The organism is Halomonas sp. SSL-5 (assembly GCF_030708455.1).
Taxonomy (GTDB): domain Bacteria; phylum Pseudomonadota; class Gammaproteobacteria; order Pseudomonadales; family Halomonadaceae; genus Halomonas.
Genome location: NZ_JAUYWF010000012.1, coordinates 1 through 16,399, shown reverse-complemented (window position 1 = coordinate 16,399; position 16,399 = coordinate 1). Strand labels below are relative to the sequence as shown.

Sequence of the window (16,399 nt, the reverse complement as noted above, 5' to 3'; positions counted from 1 at the left end):
GAGGGGGAGGATGTCAAAGGCAACAAGGGTATCTGCTCGGCTATTATCCCTATCGGAAAATAAACATCCAGAAACAGGCCACGATGAGTTGATTAAGCAAAAATTGGATACTATATTATCCATAATTATGCGGTTTAATTGTTTATAGACATCATAATATCTACATAAAAGGCGCCATGCGACTCACGCTACTTACCGCCAGCGATGTCCAGCACGACCTGGCGAAAACGGTTCGACAACGCCGACGAGAGCTGAAGCTGTCGCGAGACGCTCTAGCCGAGCGTAGCGGCGTGCCGGCTCCCACGATCAAGCGGTTCGAGACGACCGGCCAGATCTCACTTCGACAGTTCCTGCTACTTTGGCAGAGTGTGGATCGCCTGGAGCCTATAGCGGAGCTGACGACCCCGAGGCCGGACATGCCTGGCAGCATCGAAGAGGTGCTGCGTGATGAGTGATTTTGCTCCCGTCCGGCAGCTGGACGTCCGCCGTCGACTCAGCGATGGCCGTCAGGTGCGTGTCGGCCGACTCGCCCAGAACCGCCAGGGTGTCTTCTTCCAGTACGACGATGTCTACTGCCGCGAGCATCACAGCCTGTCGCCGTTCCAGCTCTCTTTCGACACGCGCCTGCATGCGGCCCCGCCCTCTCCCCACCAGGGACTCCATGGTCTGTTCGCCGATTCGCTGCCAGACGGCTGGGGCCTGATGCTGATGGACCGGCTGTTTCGGCAACACGGCATTCCACCCCATGCGGTGACAGCCATGGACCGGCTGGCCTTTGTCGGCGAGCACGGCATGGGGGCGATCAGCTACCACCCAGCTTCCGAGCTTGTCGCTGCGGGTGAAGCCGACCACTGGAGCCGCCTGGGCGAGCTGGGTGAGCAGGCCCGACGACTGTTCGAAGGCCAGACCGATGACGTGCTCGCCACCCTCGCCCAGGCAGGCAGCTCGGGCGGGGCCCGTCCCAAGGTGCAGGTCTACCTCTCGCCAGGCACCACCGACCGGGCCAGCACACGCCCTCGCCCGGAACTGGAGCCCTGGCTGGTCAAGTTCACCTCCAGCGCACTGCCGCTGGGGCATGAAGAAGGGCTCTGCGAAGCGGCCTACTTGACCCTGGCCAAACGCGCTGGAATCGAAACGCCAGAGTGGCAGCTCATTACGCCACCAGCAGATTCTCCGGCGCTGGCCTGGCTGGCCTTGAGGCGCTTCGACTGCAGCCTGCAGGGGCGCTATCACATGAGCAGTGCCTGCGGACTACTGGACGCCGACTTCCGCCTTCCATCACTCGATTACGAAGACCTCATCAAGGCCGGCCAGGTCCTCTGTGGCAGGCCCGCCGTCGGCAGAGCACTGTTTCGGCGGGCGATCTTCAACCTCTTCGCCTGCAACCAGGACGATCACAGCAAGAACTGGACCTTTCTCCTGCAGGATGACGGCCAATGGCGCCTCTCCCCCGCCTATGACATGACATTCAGCCCGGGCCCTTACGGCGAGCACGCCACCGCCTTCAAGGGACACGGCAAGAACCCGCCGTTAAAGGTCGTTCAGGCACTAGCCGACCAGGCCGGCTTCACACGCTGGAGCGAGGCTCGGCAAGTCATCGAGGAGGTAGTGACGGCGATCAACGCATGGGATGAGGAGGCCAGGGGGCTGGGCATCAGTGCAGGAGTACGTCGGGAAATAGCGCAGCACCTGGATGCTCTCCAGAAAGCCAACCGCGCTCTTCTGACAGGATAGTACGCCGGCCCTCCACCTCGAAGACCACAACGCCCAACTCCCCTGTGGATGAAGCTCAGGGGGCCGGGCGTGCTGGTTTTCTGTGGCAGGCTTTCTGGAGCGAGGCGTTCAGCGCAAGGGGCCTGCCCTATTCCTCGGCCTCAGGCTTCTCGAACACCCAGCTGGTGCCTTCCCGTGAGTCCTTGAGGATGATGCCCAGGGCGGCGAGCTCGTCGCGGATGCCATCGGCGGCGGCGAAGTCTTTCGCCTTCTTGGCCGCGGCGCGCTCGTCGATCTTCGCCTGGATCTCAGCCTCGGAGAGCGGCAGCTCAGCGGCACCCGCCTTGAGGAAGGTCGCCGGGTCCTGCTGCAGCAGTCCCAGGATGTTACCCAGGCGCCTGAGCTCGGCGGCCAGGGCCGGCGCCCTCTCCGGCGCCTCCTTCTTCGCCCGATTGAGCTCCCGGGCCAGGTCGAAGAGCACCGAGAGCGCCTCGGCGGTGTTGAAGTCGTCATCCATTGCGGCGGTAAAGCGCGCCTCGAACGCCGATGACGCCTCGCCTTCCGCTGCCGACACGCCCTCCAGGGCCAGCCCTTCAAGGGCGTTATAGAAGCGTTCCAGGGACTTGCGGGCGTCGGCCAGGGACTCCGGCGCATAGTTGATGGCGCTGCGGTAGTGGCTGGCCACCAGCAGATAGCGCACCACCTCCGGGTCATGGTGCTCGAGCACCTCGCGGATGGTGAAGAAGTTGCCCAGCGACTTGGACATCTTCTCGTGATTCACGCGCACCGCCCCGGCGTGCATCCAGGTGTTGACGAAGGGCTTGCCGTTGGCCGCCTCGGACTGGGCGATCTCGTTCTCGTGGTGCGGGAAGGTCAGGTCTGGCCCGCCGCCGTGGATATCGAAGGTCTCGCCCAGGCAGCACTTCGACATCGCCGAGCACTCGATATGCCAGCCGGGGCGCCCCTCGCCCCAGGGCGAGGGCCAGCTCGCCTCGCCGGGCTTGGCAGCCTTCCAGAGCACGAAGTCGAGCGGATCCTCCTTGTGCTCGTCCACCTCCACCCGCGCCCCCGAGCGCATCTCGTCGAGGTCGCGGTTGTTGAGCTTGCCGTAGCCCTCGAAGCGGCGCACCCGGTAGTAGACGTCACCGTTATCCGCCGCATAGGCGTACCCCTTGTCGATCAGGGTCTCGATCATGGCGAGGATGTCATCGATATGCCGGGTCGCCCGGGGCTCGTGATCCGGGGGTAGCACGCCGAGGCGGGCCTCATCCTGATGCATCGCCTCGATCATGCGCTCGGTGAGCGAGGCGATCGTCTCGCCGTTCTCGTCGGCCCGGCGCAGGATCTTGTCGTCGATATCGGTGACGTTGCGCACATAGGTGACGTCATAGCCGCGGTGGTGCAGATAGCGAGTGATGACGTCGAAGGCCACCATCACCCGGGCATGACCCAGGTGGCAGTAGTCGTAGACGGTCATGCCGCACACGTACATGCGCACCTTGCCCGGCTCGATGGGCGTGAAGGCTTCCTTGCGACGGGTCAGCGTATTGTAGATCTGCATATCAGCCCTTCTGCTTGTCCTGGACGTTCTTCTGGGCTTCCTGCTTCTGAACCTCTTTCTTCTGGGCCTTGGCCCAGCTGTCCTTGAGGCTCACGGTGCGGTTGAACACCAGCCGGCCCTCGGCGGCGGCATGCCGGTCGGCGCAGAAGTAACCCACGCGCTCGAACTGGAAGCGGCTCTCGGCGTCGACCCCGGCGAGGCCGGGCTCACCCACGGCCTGGCAGACCACCAGCGACTCGGGGTTGAGGTGCTCCAGGAAGTCGGCATCCTTGTCCTTGTCCGGCTGCTCCTCGAGGAAGAGGTTATCGTAGAGGCGCACCTCCATGGGCACGCCGTGCTCGGCGCTGACCCAGTGAATCACGCCCTTGACCTTGCGCCCTTCCGGGTTCTTGCCGAGGGTGTCGAAGTCCACCGAACAGCGCAGTTCGCTGATCTCGCCGGCGTCGTCCTTGATCACCTCGTCACAGCGGATCACGTAGGAGTTGCGCAGCCGCACCTCCTTGCCCGGCGCCAGGCGGAAGAACTTCTTGGGCGGCTCCTCCATGAAGTCGTCCTGATCGATATAGAGCTCGCGGGTGAAGGGCACCTGGCGCACCGGCATATCCTCCCGCGCCGGGTGGCCAGGCACCTCATAGGTCTCCTCGTGGCCTTCCGGGACGTTGGTCAGCACCACCTTGAGCGGCTTGAGCACGGCCATGGCCCGCGGCGCATTGTCCTCGAGGTCGGCGCGGATGGCATGGTAGAGCATGGCGATATCCACCAGGCCGCCGTCGGCGCGGGTCACCCCGATCATCTCGCAGAACTTGCGGATCGAGGCCGGCGTATAGCCGCGGCGCCGCATCCCGGAGATGGTCGGCAGGCGCGGATCGTCCCAGCCATCGACGATGCCCTGGTCCACCAGCAGCTTGAGCTTGCGCTTGGAGGTCAGGGTGTAGTTCATGTTCAGCCGCGCGAACTCGATCTGGCGCGGCTTGGCCGGCACCGGCAGGTTGTCGAGGAACCACTCGTAGAGCGGGCGGTGATCCTCGAACTCCAGGGTGCAGACGGAGTGGGTGATCCCCTCGATGGCGTCGGACTGGCCATGGGTGAAGTCGTAGGAGGGGTAGATCTTCCACTTGTCACCGGTCTGGTGGTGGCTGGCATGGCGAATGCGGTAGAGGATCGGGTCGCGCAGGTTGATATTGGGCGAGGCCATGTCGATCTTCGCCCGCAGCACCTTCTCGCCCTCGGCAAACTCGCCGGTGCGCATGCGCTCCAGCAGGTCGAGGTTCTCCTCGGGGCTGCGCTCGCGGTAGGGGCTCGGGCGCCCGGGCTCGGTCAGGGTGCCGCGGTATTCGCGAATCTCGTCCGGCGAGAGATCATCGACATAGGCCTTGCCCTCGCGGATCAGGTGCTGGGCCCAGGCGTAGAGCTGGTCGAAGTAGTCGGAGGCGAAGCGCACCGCCCCCGCCCACTCGAAGCCCAGCCAGCGGACATCCGCCTTGATGGCGTCGATATAGGCCTGCTCTTCCTTGGCCGGATTGGTGTCATCGAAACGCAGATGACAGTCGCCACCGAACTGCTCGGCCAGCCCGAAGTTGAGACAGATCGACTTGGCGTGCCCGATATGCAGGAAGCCGTTGGGCTCCGGCGGGAAGCGGGTCACGATCTTGCCGGTACGCCCGGCCTCGAGCTCCTCGCGAATCTGGTTGCGGATGAAATTCGGGGCGCTGGTGGTTTCGGTGGACATGTCGAGAAAAACAGCCTCTGGTTGAAAGTGCGGGCCTGACGGCGCAAGCGGTGCCGCCTCGGTGAGGGGCGCCGGGGGCAGGGCGAAGAGGAGGTCCTACGCCAGGGATGGCGTCGGTAGCGCCCAGGGAGGGGTTCACAGCGCCTCCTCGAAGGCCTGCCCCCGGATCAGCCCCGAGCGATGCCACCATCGGCAAATAGCCTTGGTCAGCCCCACGCTCGCTTCGCGCATGGAAGCAAAACCGTTATTATAGCGCCACGTCCATGGGCAACGCCAAGGCGAAGCCCCTTTATCACACAGGAACTTACCCATGATCGTTCTGCAGACCACCTACGGCGACATCAGCGTCGAGCTCGACCACGAGAAGGCCCCCAAGACCGCTGCCAACTTCGAACAGTATGTGCGCGACGGCTTCTACGACGGCACTCTCTTCCACCGCGTGATCGAGGGCTTCATGGTCCAGGGCGGCGGCTTCGACGAGAACTTCAACCAGAAGCCGACCCGCGACCCGATCGAGAACGAAGCCGACAACGGCCTGGCCAACGAGATCGGCACCCTGGCCATGGCCCGCACCCAGGACCCGCACTCCGCCACCGCCCAGTTCTTCATCAACGTCGCCGACAACACCTTCCTCAACCACAGCGGCAAGTCCATTCAGGGCTGGGGCTACTGCGTGTTCGGGCGCGTGGTCGACGGCATGGACGTGGTCGAGAAGATCAAGAACGTCGAGACCACCCGCCGCGGCATGCACGCCGACGTGCCGGCCCAGGATGTGATCATCGAAAAGGCCTACGTCAAGGGCGAGTGATGCGCACCCTGCTGATTTCCGACCTGCACCTGCACCCCGGCGCCCCCGAGATCACCGAGGGCTTCCTGCGTTGGCTGGAGGAGCGCGCCTGCGGCAGCGATGCCCTGTATATCCTCGGCGACTTCTTCGAGGCCTGGATCGGCGACGACCTGCTGGACCTCGCCGGCGCCGACCCCACCGGCAATGCCGACCTGGCGGCGCGTATCGCGCGTGCGCTCAAGCGCCTGGCCGAGGACGGCACCGCGATCTTCCTGATGCATGGCAACCGCGACTTCCTGCTGGGTGAGCGCTTCGCCCGCGAGGCCGGCGCCACCCTGCTGGAGGATCCCAGCGTGGTCGAGCTCGGCGGCCAGCCGGTGCTGCTGATGCATGGCGACAGCCTGTGCACGCGGGACGAGGCCTACCAGGCCTTCCGCGCCCAGGCCCGCCATCCGCTGTGGCAGCAGCAGGTGCTGGCGATGCCCATCGACCAGCGCGTCGCCCTGGCCAGCCAGCTGCGCGCCCAGTCCGGTGAGGCCAACTCCAACAAGGCCGAGGACATCATGGACGTGACGCCCGAGGAGGTGGTCAAGGTGATGGCCGCGCACGGCGTCACGACGCTGATCCACGGCCACACTCACCGCCCGGCGGTGCATGAGCTCGAGGTCGACGGCCAGCGCGCACAGCGCATCGTGCTCGGTGATTGGCAGCCCGGCAAGGGGTGGGAGATCGTGGTCGACGGCGGTGCGCTGCGGCTCAGGGAGATTCCGCTGAGCCAGTAAGACAGCCCTGCAACAGCACCTCCAGCGCCTCGGGATCGGGCAGGCTCCCCGCCTCACCGATGATCTCGAGGCGTGAGTCACGCCGCCAGGCGCTATCGGTCAGGCTGACCGCCCCCGCGGCACGATTGTAGAGTTTCCAGCCGGCGTCGGTGTGAAAGACCCCCTTGACCCTGAGGGGACCCGGCAGCCCGCCCAGTCGCTCCCCCAGGCGATCCAGATCGAAGACGTCCTGCGGATGCCACCGCCAGCCCAGGGTCCCGTGGCCCAGGGCGCTACCGCTCTCCCGCCGGGGCCTGCCCGGCTCGGGCAGCGCTTCGACAAACTCCTCCAGCACCACGCCCCTCATGCCGCGAGAGTCGTCCGCCGCCTGCCTGAGGTGCCGATGGGCAGCGCTGTCGGCCTCCGCCCGGGGTGTCACCCCTCGCTCGCCCACCGTCAGCCTCGCCAGGGGCAGCTCGCCGCCGGGTGCCTCGAGGATCCAGCCCTTGGGCGGCCACAGCCGCTCCAGCCATTCCCTCGCCGCGGCCAGCTGGGCCGGCGTGGCCAGGTCGGTCATGGTCAAGGCCACGCCATCGGCCATGGCGAGCTGGTCGCGGAAGGTCTCGTGTTCCCGGGCCCGAGGGTCGTCCAGGCGGCGAGGATCGAGTAGTGCCACGACGCTACGCACGTCGAGGACCTCGGCGAAGGCCTCGCCGCGCAACACCTCCAGCAGCCCCGCCGGATGCCCCAGCCCCGAAGGCTCGATGATCAGCCGGTCGGGGCGGTGGCGATGCAGCAGGTTGACCAGGGTCGCCTGCATCACGAAGGCCAGCTGGCAGCAGAGGCAGCCTCCGGGAAGCCCCTTGACCACCAGATCGTCCCGGGACTCGAACATCGCCTGGTCGATGCCCACCTGGCCGAACTCGTTGATCAGCACCGCCCAGCGCTCCCCGGGCGGCTTCTGCTCGATCAGGTGGTGGATGAGCGTGCTCTTGCCGCTGCCCAGAAAGCCGGTGATCAGGTGGACGGGGATATCCCTCACCGCTTGATCTCCGCCTCGCTGCGCAGGTGCTCGATGAGCCCCTGGATGGCGGCCTGGGCACGCAGGCGTTCGGCCATGGAGGAGACGAACTGCTCGACCTCTTCGTCCACCTCGCCTTCGCCGACCGACTGAAGGGCGATGATCACGGCGCGATCGCCATCGACCACCGCGCCATAGGTCGGGGCATCACCCTCGGGGGCCGGCAGCCGGAAGGCCGCGTCCACCAGCGTGCGCGACAGGCCCTGGCTCTGCTGACGGCTGACCTCCTCGGCCTGCTGCCAATCGAGGCCCACCGACTCACCGTCGCGCAGGGCGGCAACGAGCTCATCGGCCCGGGTACGCAGCGCGTCGCGACGCAGCGTTTGGGCGACCTCGGCGGCCACCTTGTCACGCACATCGACCAGCGGCAGCGTGGTCGCCTCGCGATGCTCGGCCACGCGCAGCACCAGGCGGCGATCGTTATCCAGCTCGATCACCTCGCTGTTGTAGCCCTCCTCGAGCACGTCGCCGCTGAACGCCTGGGTCATCACGCCCGGCTCGGAGAGCACGCCCTCGGCGTCATCGCGGGAGACCCAGTCGCTGGTCTGAAGCTCGAGCCCGAGATCCTCGGCGACGCCCTGCAGGTCATCGGCGGCGAAGCTCTCGTCGATCAGCTGCTGGGCCTTCTCGTTGAACTCCCCGGAAACCCGGCTCAGGGCCAGCTCACGGCGCAGGTCATCACGCATGGACTCGAACGACGGGCGCTCCAGCTCGGTCACGGTCAGCAGGTGCAGGCCGTTGTCGGTCTCGACGATCTCCGAAACTTCCCCCTCACCCAGCGAGAAGGCGGCCTCGTCGAAGGCCTCGCCGAAGAAGCCGCGACTGACCACACCCAGGTCACCCCCCTGCTCGGCGGAGACGGTGTCATCGGACACCCGGGCGGCCAGGTCGGCGAAGGACTCACCCTCGGCGAGGCGAGCCTGGACCTCCTCCAACTCGGCCATCGCCTCCTCACGGGTGCGCTCGCCGCCGAAGCTCAGCATGATGTGCGAGAGCCGGCGATCGGCATCGGCGGTCTGCTCGCGCCAGGCGTCGCGCAGCGCCTGCTCGTCGACCTCCGCCTGTTCGGCCATCGCCTGGCGATCGAGCACCACGTAGTTCAGGCGCACCTGCTCGGGCCGGCGGAAGTCGTCCCGGTGATCGGCGTAGTACGCCTCGATGGCCGCCTCGGAGGGGACGATCTCCTCCTCCAGCGATCCGGCATCCAGGGCCGCGTGGCGGAAGGTGCGCGTCTGGCGCTGCAGTTCGGCCAGGCGCTGCTCTTCGCTCTCCAGGGTAAAGTCGCTGAATGCCAGCCCCTGCTGCAGCTGCTGCTGCTTCATGTCGCGGCGCAGCTGGTCGCGAAAGCCCACCGGCGTATAGCCGGCACTGGCCAGGCGGTTGCGGAACAGCTCGCTGTCGAAGCGTCCCTCCTGATCCTGGAACTCGGGCAGCGAGACGATGATCTGGTCGAGCTGCTCCTCGGAGAGGTGCAGGCCGCCCTCCTCGGCATACTGGCTCAGCACCTTGTCGGTGATCAGCGTGTCGAGCATCTGGCCACGCAGCGCGCGCTCCTGCTCCGGCGGGACCTGGCCGCTGCGGATGGCCCGCTGGACGGACAGCTCGAGCTCCTGGCGCATGATCGGTTCGCCGTTGACCTCGGCGACCTCGTCACCGCTGTTGCCGAACAGGCCCACCAGCGACTCGACGCCGAACAGCGCCATGGTCACGACCACTGCCCCGACGATGATCTTGGCTCCCCAGCTTCGGGAGCGGTCTCGAATACTCTGCAGCATGCTGGCCTCGGAAGTGTTGCCTCGAAATGGATGGCTAGGGAATCGGGTGTCAGTAAAACGAAGACAGGCGCACCGCCGGGGGCGATGCGCCTGTATCAATCAACCATCGGCGGTCAACCATCAGCGGCGCGGGCGGCGCGCATCTCCAGGTTGACGCAGGATCAGTTGACGGAATCCTTCAGCGCCTTGCCGGCCTTGAAACCGGGCACCTTGGCCGCCTTGATCTCGATCGGCTGACCGGTCTGGGGGTTGCGACCGGTGCGAGCGGCACGCTCCTTCACCTGGAAGGTACCGAAACCGACGAGGGAGACACTGTCGCCTTTCTTGAGGCTATCGGTCACGGAATCCACCATGGCATCCAGGGCACGCGCGGCGGATGCCTTGGGAATATCGGCAGACGCGGCGATGGCTTCGATCAGCTCAGACTTGTTCACACTTCACCCCTTGACTTTTTCGGAAATTGGCTCCAATCGAACCGGTGTTTCAACCGACAAGCACGATCACAGCATAGGGTAATTTATAGCAATACGGAGAAAGCGCTGTCAAGCAACATTCGGGGCAGAGCCCCACCATATCGGGCTTTTAGCTGAATAATGGTGGGGAAATTGACCTCAATGCGTGCTGATCATTGACTGTGATGAAGCGGCTTCTTCGGAACGGGATTCCCCTTCGGATTCCTCATTCCTTTTAGCTAATGCCACCTCAAGCACCTCGTCGATCCAGCGTACCGGCCTGATATCGAGAGCCTCCTTGATATTATCCGGCACCTCCTTGAGGTCCCGGCGGTTTTCCTCGGGTACCAGCACGGTCTTTATACCACCGCGCCTGGCGGCCAGCAATTTCTCCTTCAGGCCACCGATGGGCATCACTTCGCCGCGCAGGTTGACCTCGCCGGTCATGGCCACATCGCAGCGAACCGGCCGGCCGGTGTAGGCGGAGACCATGGCGGTGACCATGGCGACACCGGCGCTGGGACCGTCCTTGGGCGTCGCGCCCTCGGGCACGTGGATATGCAGGTCTTCCTTCTCGAAGCGCTCGGGATCGATGCCCAGGGAGAGCGCCCGCGCGCGAACCACGGTGTGGGCGGCGCTAACCGACTCCTTCATCACGTCGCCCAGCGAGCCGGTCTTGTTGATGCGCCCCTTGCCCGGGGTCACCACCGACTCGATATTGAGCAGCTCGCCACCCACCGAGGTCCAGGCCAACCCGGTCACGCGGCCGACCTGATCCTCCTGATCGGCCAGCCCGTAGCTGTAACGGCGGACCCCAGCATACTCCTCGATATCCGCGGCGGCCAGCAGCATGGGTGCCTGGGCACCCTCCTGGCTCTCCTTCTCGAGGCGCACGCGCAGCACCTTGCGACACACCTTGGCGATCTGGCGCTCCAGCTCACGCACCCCGGCCTCGCGGCTATAGTAGCGGATCAACTCGAGCAGCGCCTCGTCGGAGAACGCCAGCTCCTCCTCCTTGAAGCCATTGGCCTTGAGCTGCTTGGGCACCAGGTAGCGCTTGGCGATGGCCAGCTTCTCGTCCTCGGTGTAGCCGGGCAGGCGGATCACCTCCATGCGGTCGAGCAGCGGCCCGGGGATGTTCATGGAGTTGGCGGTACAGATGAACAGCGTCTCGGAGAGGTCGTAGTCCAGCTCCAGGTAGTGGTCGCTGAAGGTGTCGTTCTGCTCGGGATCGAGCACCTCGAGCAGCGCCGATGCCGGATCGCCGCGATGATCCATGCCGATCTTGTCGACCTCGTCGAGCAGGAACAGCGGGTTCCTGACCCCGGCGCGGGACATGCGCTGCACGATCTTGCCCGGCAGCGAGCCGATATAGGTGCGCCGGTGGCCGCGGATCTCGGATTCGTCACGCACCCCGCCCAGCGCCAGGCGCACGTACTTGCGGTTGGTAGCGCGGGCGATGGACTTGCCCAGCGAGGTCTTGCCCACGCCGGGCGGGCCCACCAGGCAGAGCACCGGGCCCTTGAGTTTCTTGACCCGCTTGTGCACCGCCAGGTACTCAAGGATGCGCGCCTTGACCTCGTCCAGGCCATAGTGGTCCTCGTCGAGCACCTTCTGGGCGTGAACCAGGTCATGCTTGACCCGGGTACGCTTCTTCCACGGCACCGACACCAGCCAGTCCAGGTAGGAGCGCACCACCGTCGCCTCGGCGGAGTTGGGCGACATCATCTTCAGCTTGCCCAGCTCCTGGACGGCCTTGTCACGGGCCTCCTTGGGCATGCCGGATTCCTCGATGGCCTGCTCGTACTTCTCGGCCTCGTTGGGCACGTTCTCGAGCTCGCCCATCTCCTTCTGGATGGCCTTCATCTGCTCGTTGAGATAGTACTCGCGCTGGGACTTCTCCACCTGCAGCAGGTCGATCTCGGACTCGATCAGCGCCATCAGGTGCTCGATGCGGTCGCGGACCCTATCCATCTCCAGCAGCTGCTGCTTGTCGTCGATCTTCAGCGACAGGTGCGCGCAGATGGTATCCACCAGACGGCTGGGGTCCTCGATGCCGGAGAGCGAGTTGAGCACCTCGTTGGGCACCTTCTTGGACATCTTGACGTACTGCTCGAATTGGTTGAGCAGCACGCGCACCAGCGCCTCCTGCTCGCGCTCGGTGAGCGGCACGCTCTCACGCAGCAGCGCCTCGGCGCGGGTGTAGTCCTCGCCGGCCTGAAGCTCGCCGACATCGGCGCGCGACACGCCCTCGATCAGCACCTTGACGGTGCCGTCGGGCAGCTTGAGCAGCTGCATGATCTCGGCCACGGTGCCGATGGCGAAGAGATCATCGGTGTCGGGGTCATCCTTGCTGGCCTCGCGCTGGGCGACCAGCAGCACGCGCTTGTCGGCGCTCATGGCGGCGTCCAGCGCCTGGATCGACTTCTCGCGACCCACGAACAGGGGAATGACCATCTGCGGGTAGACGACCACATCCCGCAGCGGCAAAAGGGGCAGACTCAGGGTCTGTTCAGCGTTCTGCTGCATCGCAGACGTACCTCAAGGAAATCGAAGGGATGCCCCATGGAATGGGGGCGACCGGGTGACTTTGCAAGGCAGGAGCCGGCGCATAAAAAAACGGGAGCATCCGCGACTCCAGCCGGCCGGGCCGGCGATGGAGACAGGGTGCTCCCGTGGGGGGTAAGCCCCGATCGTTCAGCCGTCGGTACCGTCGCTGGCGGCGTCCTGCTGCTGCGAGTAGATCAATAGCGGCTCGCTATCGCCGCTGATCACCGAGGCGTCGATCACCACCTTGCTGACACCCTCGAGCGAGGGGATCTCGTACATGGTGTCGAGCAGCACCGATTCGAGGATGGAGCGCAGCCCGCGGGCGCCGGTCTTGCGAGCCATGGCCTTGCCGGCCACCGCCCGCAGGGCGTCATCGCGGAACTCCAGCGCCACGTTCTCCATCTCGAACAGCTTGGCGTACTGCTTGATCAGCGAGTTCTTGGGCTCGGTGAGGATCTCGATCAGCGCATCCTCGGTCAGCTCGGTCAGCGTCGCGATGACCGGCAGACGACCGACGAACTCCGGAATCAGGCCGAACTTGACCAGGTCCTCGGGTTCCACGGTGGCCAGGATATCGCCCACCGGCTTGCTGTCATCCTTGCTCTTGACCTCGGCATTGAAGCCGATACCGCCCTTCTCGGCGCGGTCGCGGATCACCTTGTCGAGGCCGGCGAAGGCGCCGCCGACGATGAACAGGATATTGCCGGTGTGAACCTGCAGGAACTCCTGCTGCGGATGCTTGCGCCCGCCCTGGGGCGGCACCGAGGCGGTGGTGCCCTCGATCAGCTTCAGCAGCGCCTGCTGCACGCCCTCCCCCGAGACGTCACGGGTGATGGAGGGGTTGTCCGACTTGCGCGAGATCTTGTCGATCTCGTCGATGTAGACGATGCCGCGCTCGGCTTTCTCCACATCGTAGTCGCACTTCTGCAGCAGCTTCTGGATGATGTTCTCGACATCCTCGCCCACATAGCCCGCTTCGGTCAGCGTGGTGGCATCGGCGATGGTGAACGGCACGTTGAGCAGCCGCGCCATGGTCTCGGCGAGCAGCGTCTTGCCGCTGCCGGTGGGGCCGATCAGCAGGATGTTCGACTTGCCAAGCTCGACGTCGTCTTTCTTCACGTCGGAGCTCAGGCGCTTGTAGTGGTTATAGACGGCAACGGACAGCACCATCTTGGCGCGGTCCTGGCCGATCACATAATCATCGAGGGTGTGACGGATCTCGCGAGGCGTCGGCAGACGCTCATCGTCGCTCTCGGCATCGGCATCGAGCACCTCCTCGCGAATGATGTCATTGCAGAGGTCGACACACTCATCACAGATATAGACGGACGGGCCGGCAATGAGCTTGCGCACCTCGTTCTGGTTCTTGCCGCAGAACGAGCAGTAGAGCAGCTTGCCACCGTCGTCCTTGCCTTTGCCGTCGGCCATTCGCTTACCTCTTTTCATGTTGGTGGCGCCCGCCAGTGCCGGCACCACCGAGCTCACAACGGCGGCCTTCGCCGCCGGGAACAATCAGCGTGTAATGCAAATCACGCTATCAGGATGTGGGCCGCTTATCCAGCACGGCGTCGATCAGGCCATACTCCGCGGCCTGGCTGCCGTCCATGAAGTTATCGCGGTCGGTATCCCGGGCGATGGTCTCGATGTCCTGGCCGGTATGGTGGGCCAGGATACGGTTGAGCTTGTCGCGGATACCGAGGATCTCACGGGTGTGGATCTCGATGTCCGAGGCCTGGCCCTGGTAGCCGCCCAGCGGCTGGTGGATCATCATCCGCGAGTTGGGCAGGCAGAAACGCTTGCCCGCCGTACCGCCGGCCAGCAGCAGCGCGCCCATGCTCGCCGCCTGACCGATGCACACGGTGGAGACGTCGGGCTTGACGAACTGCATGGTGTCGTAGATCGACATGCCGGCCGTCACCGAGCCACCCGGCGAGTTGATGTACAGGTGGATGTCCTTGTCCGGGTTCTCGGACTCCAGGAACAGCAGCTGCGCCACCACCAGGTTGGCCATGTAGTCTTCCACCGGACCCACCAGGAAGATCACACGCTCCTTGAGCAGGCGGGAATAGATGTCGTAGGCACGCTCGCCGCGTGCGCTCTGCTCGACCACCATGGGCACCAGGCCGCCGGCATTCTGGATATCGAACTCGTTGCTCATCTGCGTGTTGTCCTTGCATCCGATGACTGGAAGCGACGATGAATGGAAGCGACGTGAAACGGCGCCCCGACCCTGGCCGGGACGCAGGGACTTCGATCAGGCCTGGCGCTCTTGCTCGCCGGTCTCCTCGCTGTCCTCGTCCTCGTCGGCCTCTTCCTGCTGCTGAGCCGCGGCCAGCACGTCCTGATAGGACATCTCGACGTCCTTGACGGTGGCCTGGGCCAGCAGCACGTCCACGGCCTTCTCTTCAAGGATAGCGGACTTGACCTGGGTCTTGAGCTGGTCGTTGCCCATATAGTGCTCGACCACCTGCTCGGGCTCTTGGTACTGCTCGGCGAGCTCCTGGACCTTGGCGCGGATCTCGTCGTCGCTGGCCTCGAGCTCGTTGGACTTGATCACCTCGGCCAGCAGCAGGCCCACCTCGACGCGGCTCCGAGCCTGCTCCTCGAACAGCTCGTTGGGCAGCTGGGAGACATCGAAGTCCTCGCCCAGGCCGAACTGCTGGGCGGCCTGACGCTTGAGGCCGTCGGTCTCCTGCTGAACCAGGGCCTGGGGCACCGGAATCTCGTTGGCCTTCTGCAGCGCGCCGAGCACCTGCTGCTTGACGCGGTTGTCGACAGCCTGGCTGGCCTCGCGGGTCATGTTCTTCTTGACCTCGGACCGGAACTTGTCGAGATCGCCGTCCTCGACGCCGAACTTCGTGACGAACTCGGCATCGATCTCGGGCAGGGCCTGACCCTTCACCGCGTGGACCTTGACCTTGAAGGTCGCTTCCTGGCCGGCCAGGTTCTCGGCCTGGTAGTCCTCGGGGAAGGTGACCTTGATCTCCTTCTCTTCGCCGGCCTGGGCACCGATGAGCTGCTCCTCGAAACCGGGGATGAAGCTGCCGGAACCGATCACCAGGTCGTGACCCTCGGCGCTGCCGCCCTCGAAGGGCTCATCGCCCAGGAAGCCCTGGAAGTCGATGGTCAGCTGGTCGCCATCCTCGGCGGCACGCTCGACCGCTTCCCAGGCAGCGTTCTGCTTGCGCAGGGTGTCGATCATCTCGTCGACATCGGCCTCGGTCACCTCGACCACGGGACGCTCGACCTCGGTACCCTCGATGGGGGCCAACTCGACCTCCGGGTAGACCTCCAAGGTCGCCACGAACTCCAGGTCCTTGCCCGCCTCGTTGACGGTAGGCTCGATCTGCGGGAAGCCGGCCGGGTTGAGCTCGTTCTCGGAGATGGCGCGCACGTAGCGCTCACGCATCACCTCGCCCACCACCTCGTTGCGCACGTCACTGCCGTAGCGCTGACGAATCACCGACATCGGCACCCTGCCCCGACGAAAACCGTCCATACGAACGTTCTTGGCGGCATCCTTGAGACGGGCGTTGACGGCCTCATCGATCTCGGCGGCCGGTACTTGAACCGTGATGCGGCGTTCGATCTGGGAGGTCGTATCGACGGAAACTTGCATGAAATGTCCTCTACCGACTGGGGGCATTGTGTTGCGTGAATGGAATTTCAAAGGGGGGATTTTATGAATCCCGCCCGGCACTGGCAAGCGCCATGGCCAGAGAAATGGGGGCGACGCGAGAGATTGCAAGGGTCGGCGACGCATCCACGCCAAAAACGCCGACGCCTGGGCGACCGCGTGCTGCAAACCGTGCGCTGAATATCGATTCTGATAGATGCTGCCTGAAGACCAGGCCAGGAAGGCCAAACTCGTGAAGGTCGAGCCAGAGGTAGGTCGAACTGAAGAATCAAGGAATGGGGTGGATGATGGGGATCGAACCCACGACCACCGGAGCCACAATCCGGGGCTCTACCACTGAGCTACATCCACCA

13 protein-coding genes and 1 tRNA gene are annotated in these 16,399 nt (G+C 64.9%); 4 read left to right on the top strand and 10 right to left on the bottom strand.

All coding sequences use genetic code 11. The annotated features are described in order from the left end of the window. Positions 1–176 precede the first annotated feature (176 nt). A complete protein-coding gene (locus RAN53_RS14295) occupies positions 177–455 on the top strand; it encodes a helix-turn-helix domain-containing protein (protein WP_305797471.1) in 279 nt (92 codons plus the stop codon). Next, a complete protein-coding gene (locus tag RAN53_RS14290; protein ID WP_305797470.1) occupies positions 448–1,734 on the top strand; it encodes a type II toxin-antitoxin system HipA family toxin in 1,287 nt (428 codons plus the stop codon). The genes RAN53_RS14295 and RAN53_RS14290 overlap by 8 nt, the downstream gene beginning before the upstream one ends. Before the next feature lie 127 nt (positions 1,735–1,861). Here RAN53_RS14290 and cysS read toward each other — a convergent pair whose 3' ends face one another. Together cysS and RAN53_RS14280 are read right to left on the bottom strand one after the other, a co-directional pair. Then, complete coding sequence (cysS, locus tag RAN53_RS14285; protein ID WP_305797469.1) at positions 1,862–3,274, bottom strand: cysteine--tRNA ligase; 1,413 nt, start codon at positions 3,272–3,274, stop codon at positions 1,862–1,864. A 1-nt stretch (position 3,275) separates the two neighbouring features. After that, the gene (locus RAN53_RS14280; protein ID WP_305797468.1) at positions 3,276–5,003 is read right to left on the bottom strand and encodes a glutamine--tRNA ligase/YqeY domain fusion protein; all 1,728 of its coding nucleotides are present in this window, start codon (positions 5,001–5,003) and stop codon (positions 3,276–3,278) included. Positions 5,004–5,313: 310 nt separating this feature from the next. Here RAN53_RS14280 and RAN53_RS14275 point away from each other — a divergent pair, with 310 nt between their 5' ends. Beyond that, entirely contained in the window at positions 5,314–5,811 is a 498-nt protein-coding gene (locus tag RAN53_RS14275; protein ID WP_305797467.1) for a peptidylprolyl isomerase, read from the top strand. Beyond that, the gene (locus tag RAN53_RS14270) at positions 5,811–6,572 is read left to right on the top strand and encodes a UDP-2,3-diacylglucosamine diphosphatase (RefSeq protein ID WP_305797466.1); all 762 of its coding nucleotides are present in this window, start codon (positions 5,811–5,813) and stop codon (positions 6,570–6,572) included. The genes RAN53_RS14275 and RAN53_RS14270 overlap by 1 nt, the downstream gene beginning before the upstream one ends. Here RAN53_RS14270 and RAN53_RS14265 read toward each other — a convergent pair. From RAN53_RS14265 to RAN53_RS14230, 8 genes are all read right to left on the bottom strand, one after another. Further along, a complete protein-coding gene (locus tag RAN53_RS14265) occupies positions 6,547–7,593 on the bottom strand; it encodes a CobW family GTP-binding protein (protein WP_305797465.1) in 1,047 nt (348 codons plus the stop codon). The two genes, RAN53_RS14270 and RAN53_RS14265, sit on opposite strands and share 26 nt — an antisense overlap. Continuing rightward, complete coding sequence (locus tag RAN53_RS14260) at positions 7,590–9,407, bottom strand: SurA N-terminal domain-containing protein (protein ID WP_305797464.1); 1,818 nt, start codon at positions 9,405–9,407, stop codon at positions 7,590–7,592. The genes RAN53_RS14265 and RAN53_RS14260 overlap by 4 nt, the downstream gene beginning before the upstream one ends. A gap of 161 nt (positions 9,408–9,568) precedes the next feature. Then, entirely contained in the window at positions 9,569–9,841 is a 273-nt protein-coding gene (locus RAN53_RS14255) for an HU family DNA-binding protein (RefSeq protein WP_305797463.1), read from the bottom strand. Between the two features lie 177 nt (positions 9,842–10,018). Then, positions 10,019–12,388, bottom strand: coding sequence for an endopeptidase La (gene lon, locus RAN53_RS14250; RefSeq protein WP_305797462.1), 2,370 nt, complete (start codon positions 12,386–12,388; stop codon positions 10,019–10,021). Between the two features lie 168 nt (positions 12,389–12,556). Continuing rightward, complete coding sequence (clpX, locus tag RAN53_RS14245; RefSeq protein ID WP_305797461.1) at positions 12,557–13,837, bottom strand: ATP-dependent Clp protease ATP-binding subunit ClpX; 1,281 nt, start codon at positions 13,835–13,837, stop codon at positions 12,557–12,559. Between the two features lie 109 nt (positions 13,838–13,946). Then, the gene (gene clpP / locus RAN53_RS14240) at positions 13,947–14,567 is read right to left on the bottom strand and encodes an ATP-dependent Clp endopeptidase proteolytic subunit ClpP (protein WP_282040106.1); all 621 of its coding nucleotides are present in this window, start codon (positions 14,565–14,567) and stop codon (positions 13,947–13,949) included. Between the two features lie 96 nt (positions 14,568–14,663). Next, positions 14,664–16,028: a trigger factor gene (tig, locus tag RAN53_RS14235; RefSeq protein ID WP_305797460.1), complete on the bottom strand. Its 1,365-nt coding sequence runs from the start codon at positions 16,026–16,028 to the stop codon at positions 14,664–14,666. A gap of 294 nt (positions 16,029–16,322) precedes the next feature. Further along, positions 16,323–16,397 (bottom strand) — tRNA-His (locus RAN53_RS14230). Positions 16,398–16,399: the final 2 nt, after the last annotated feature.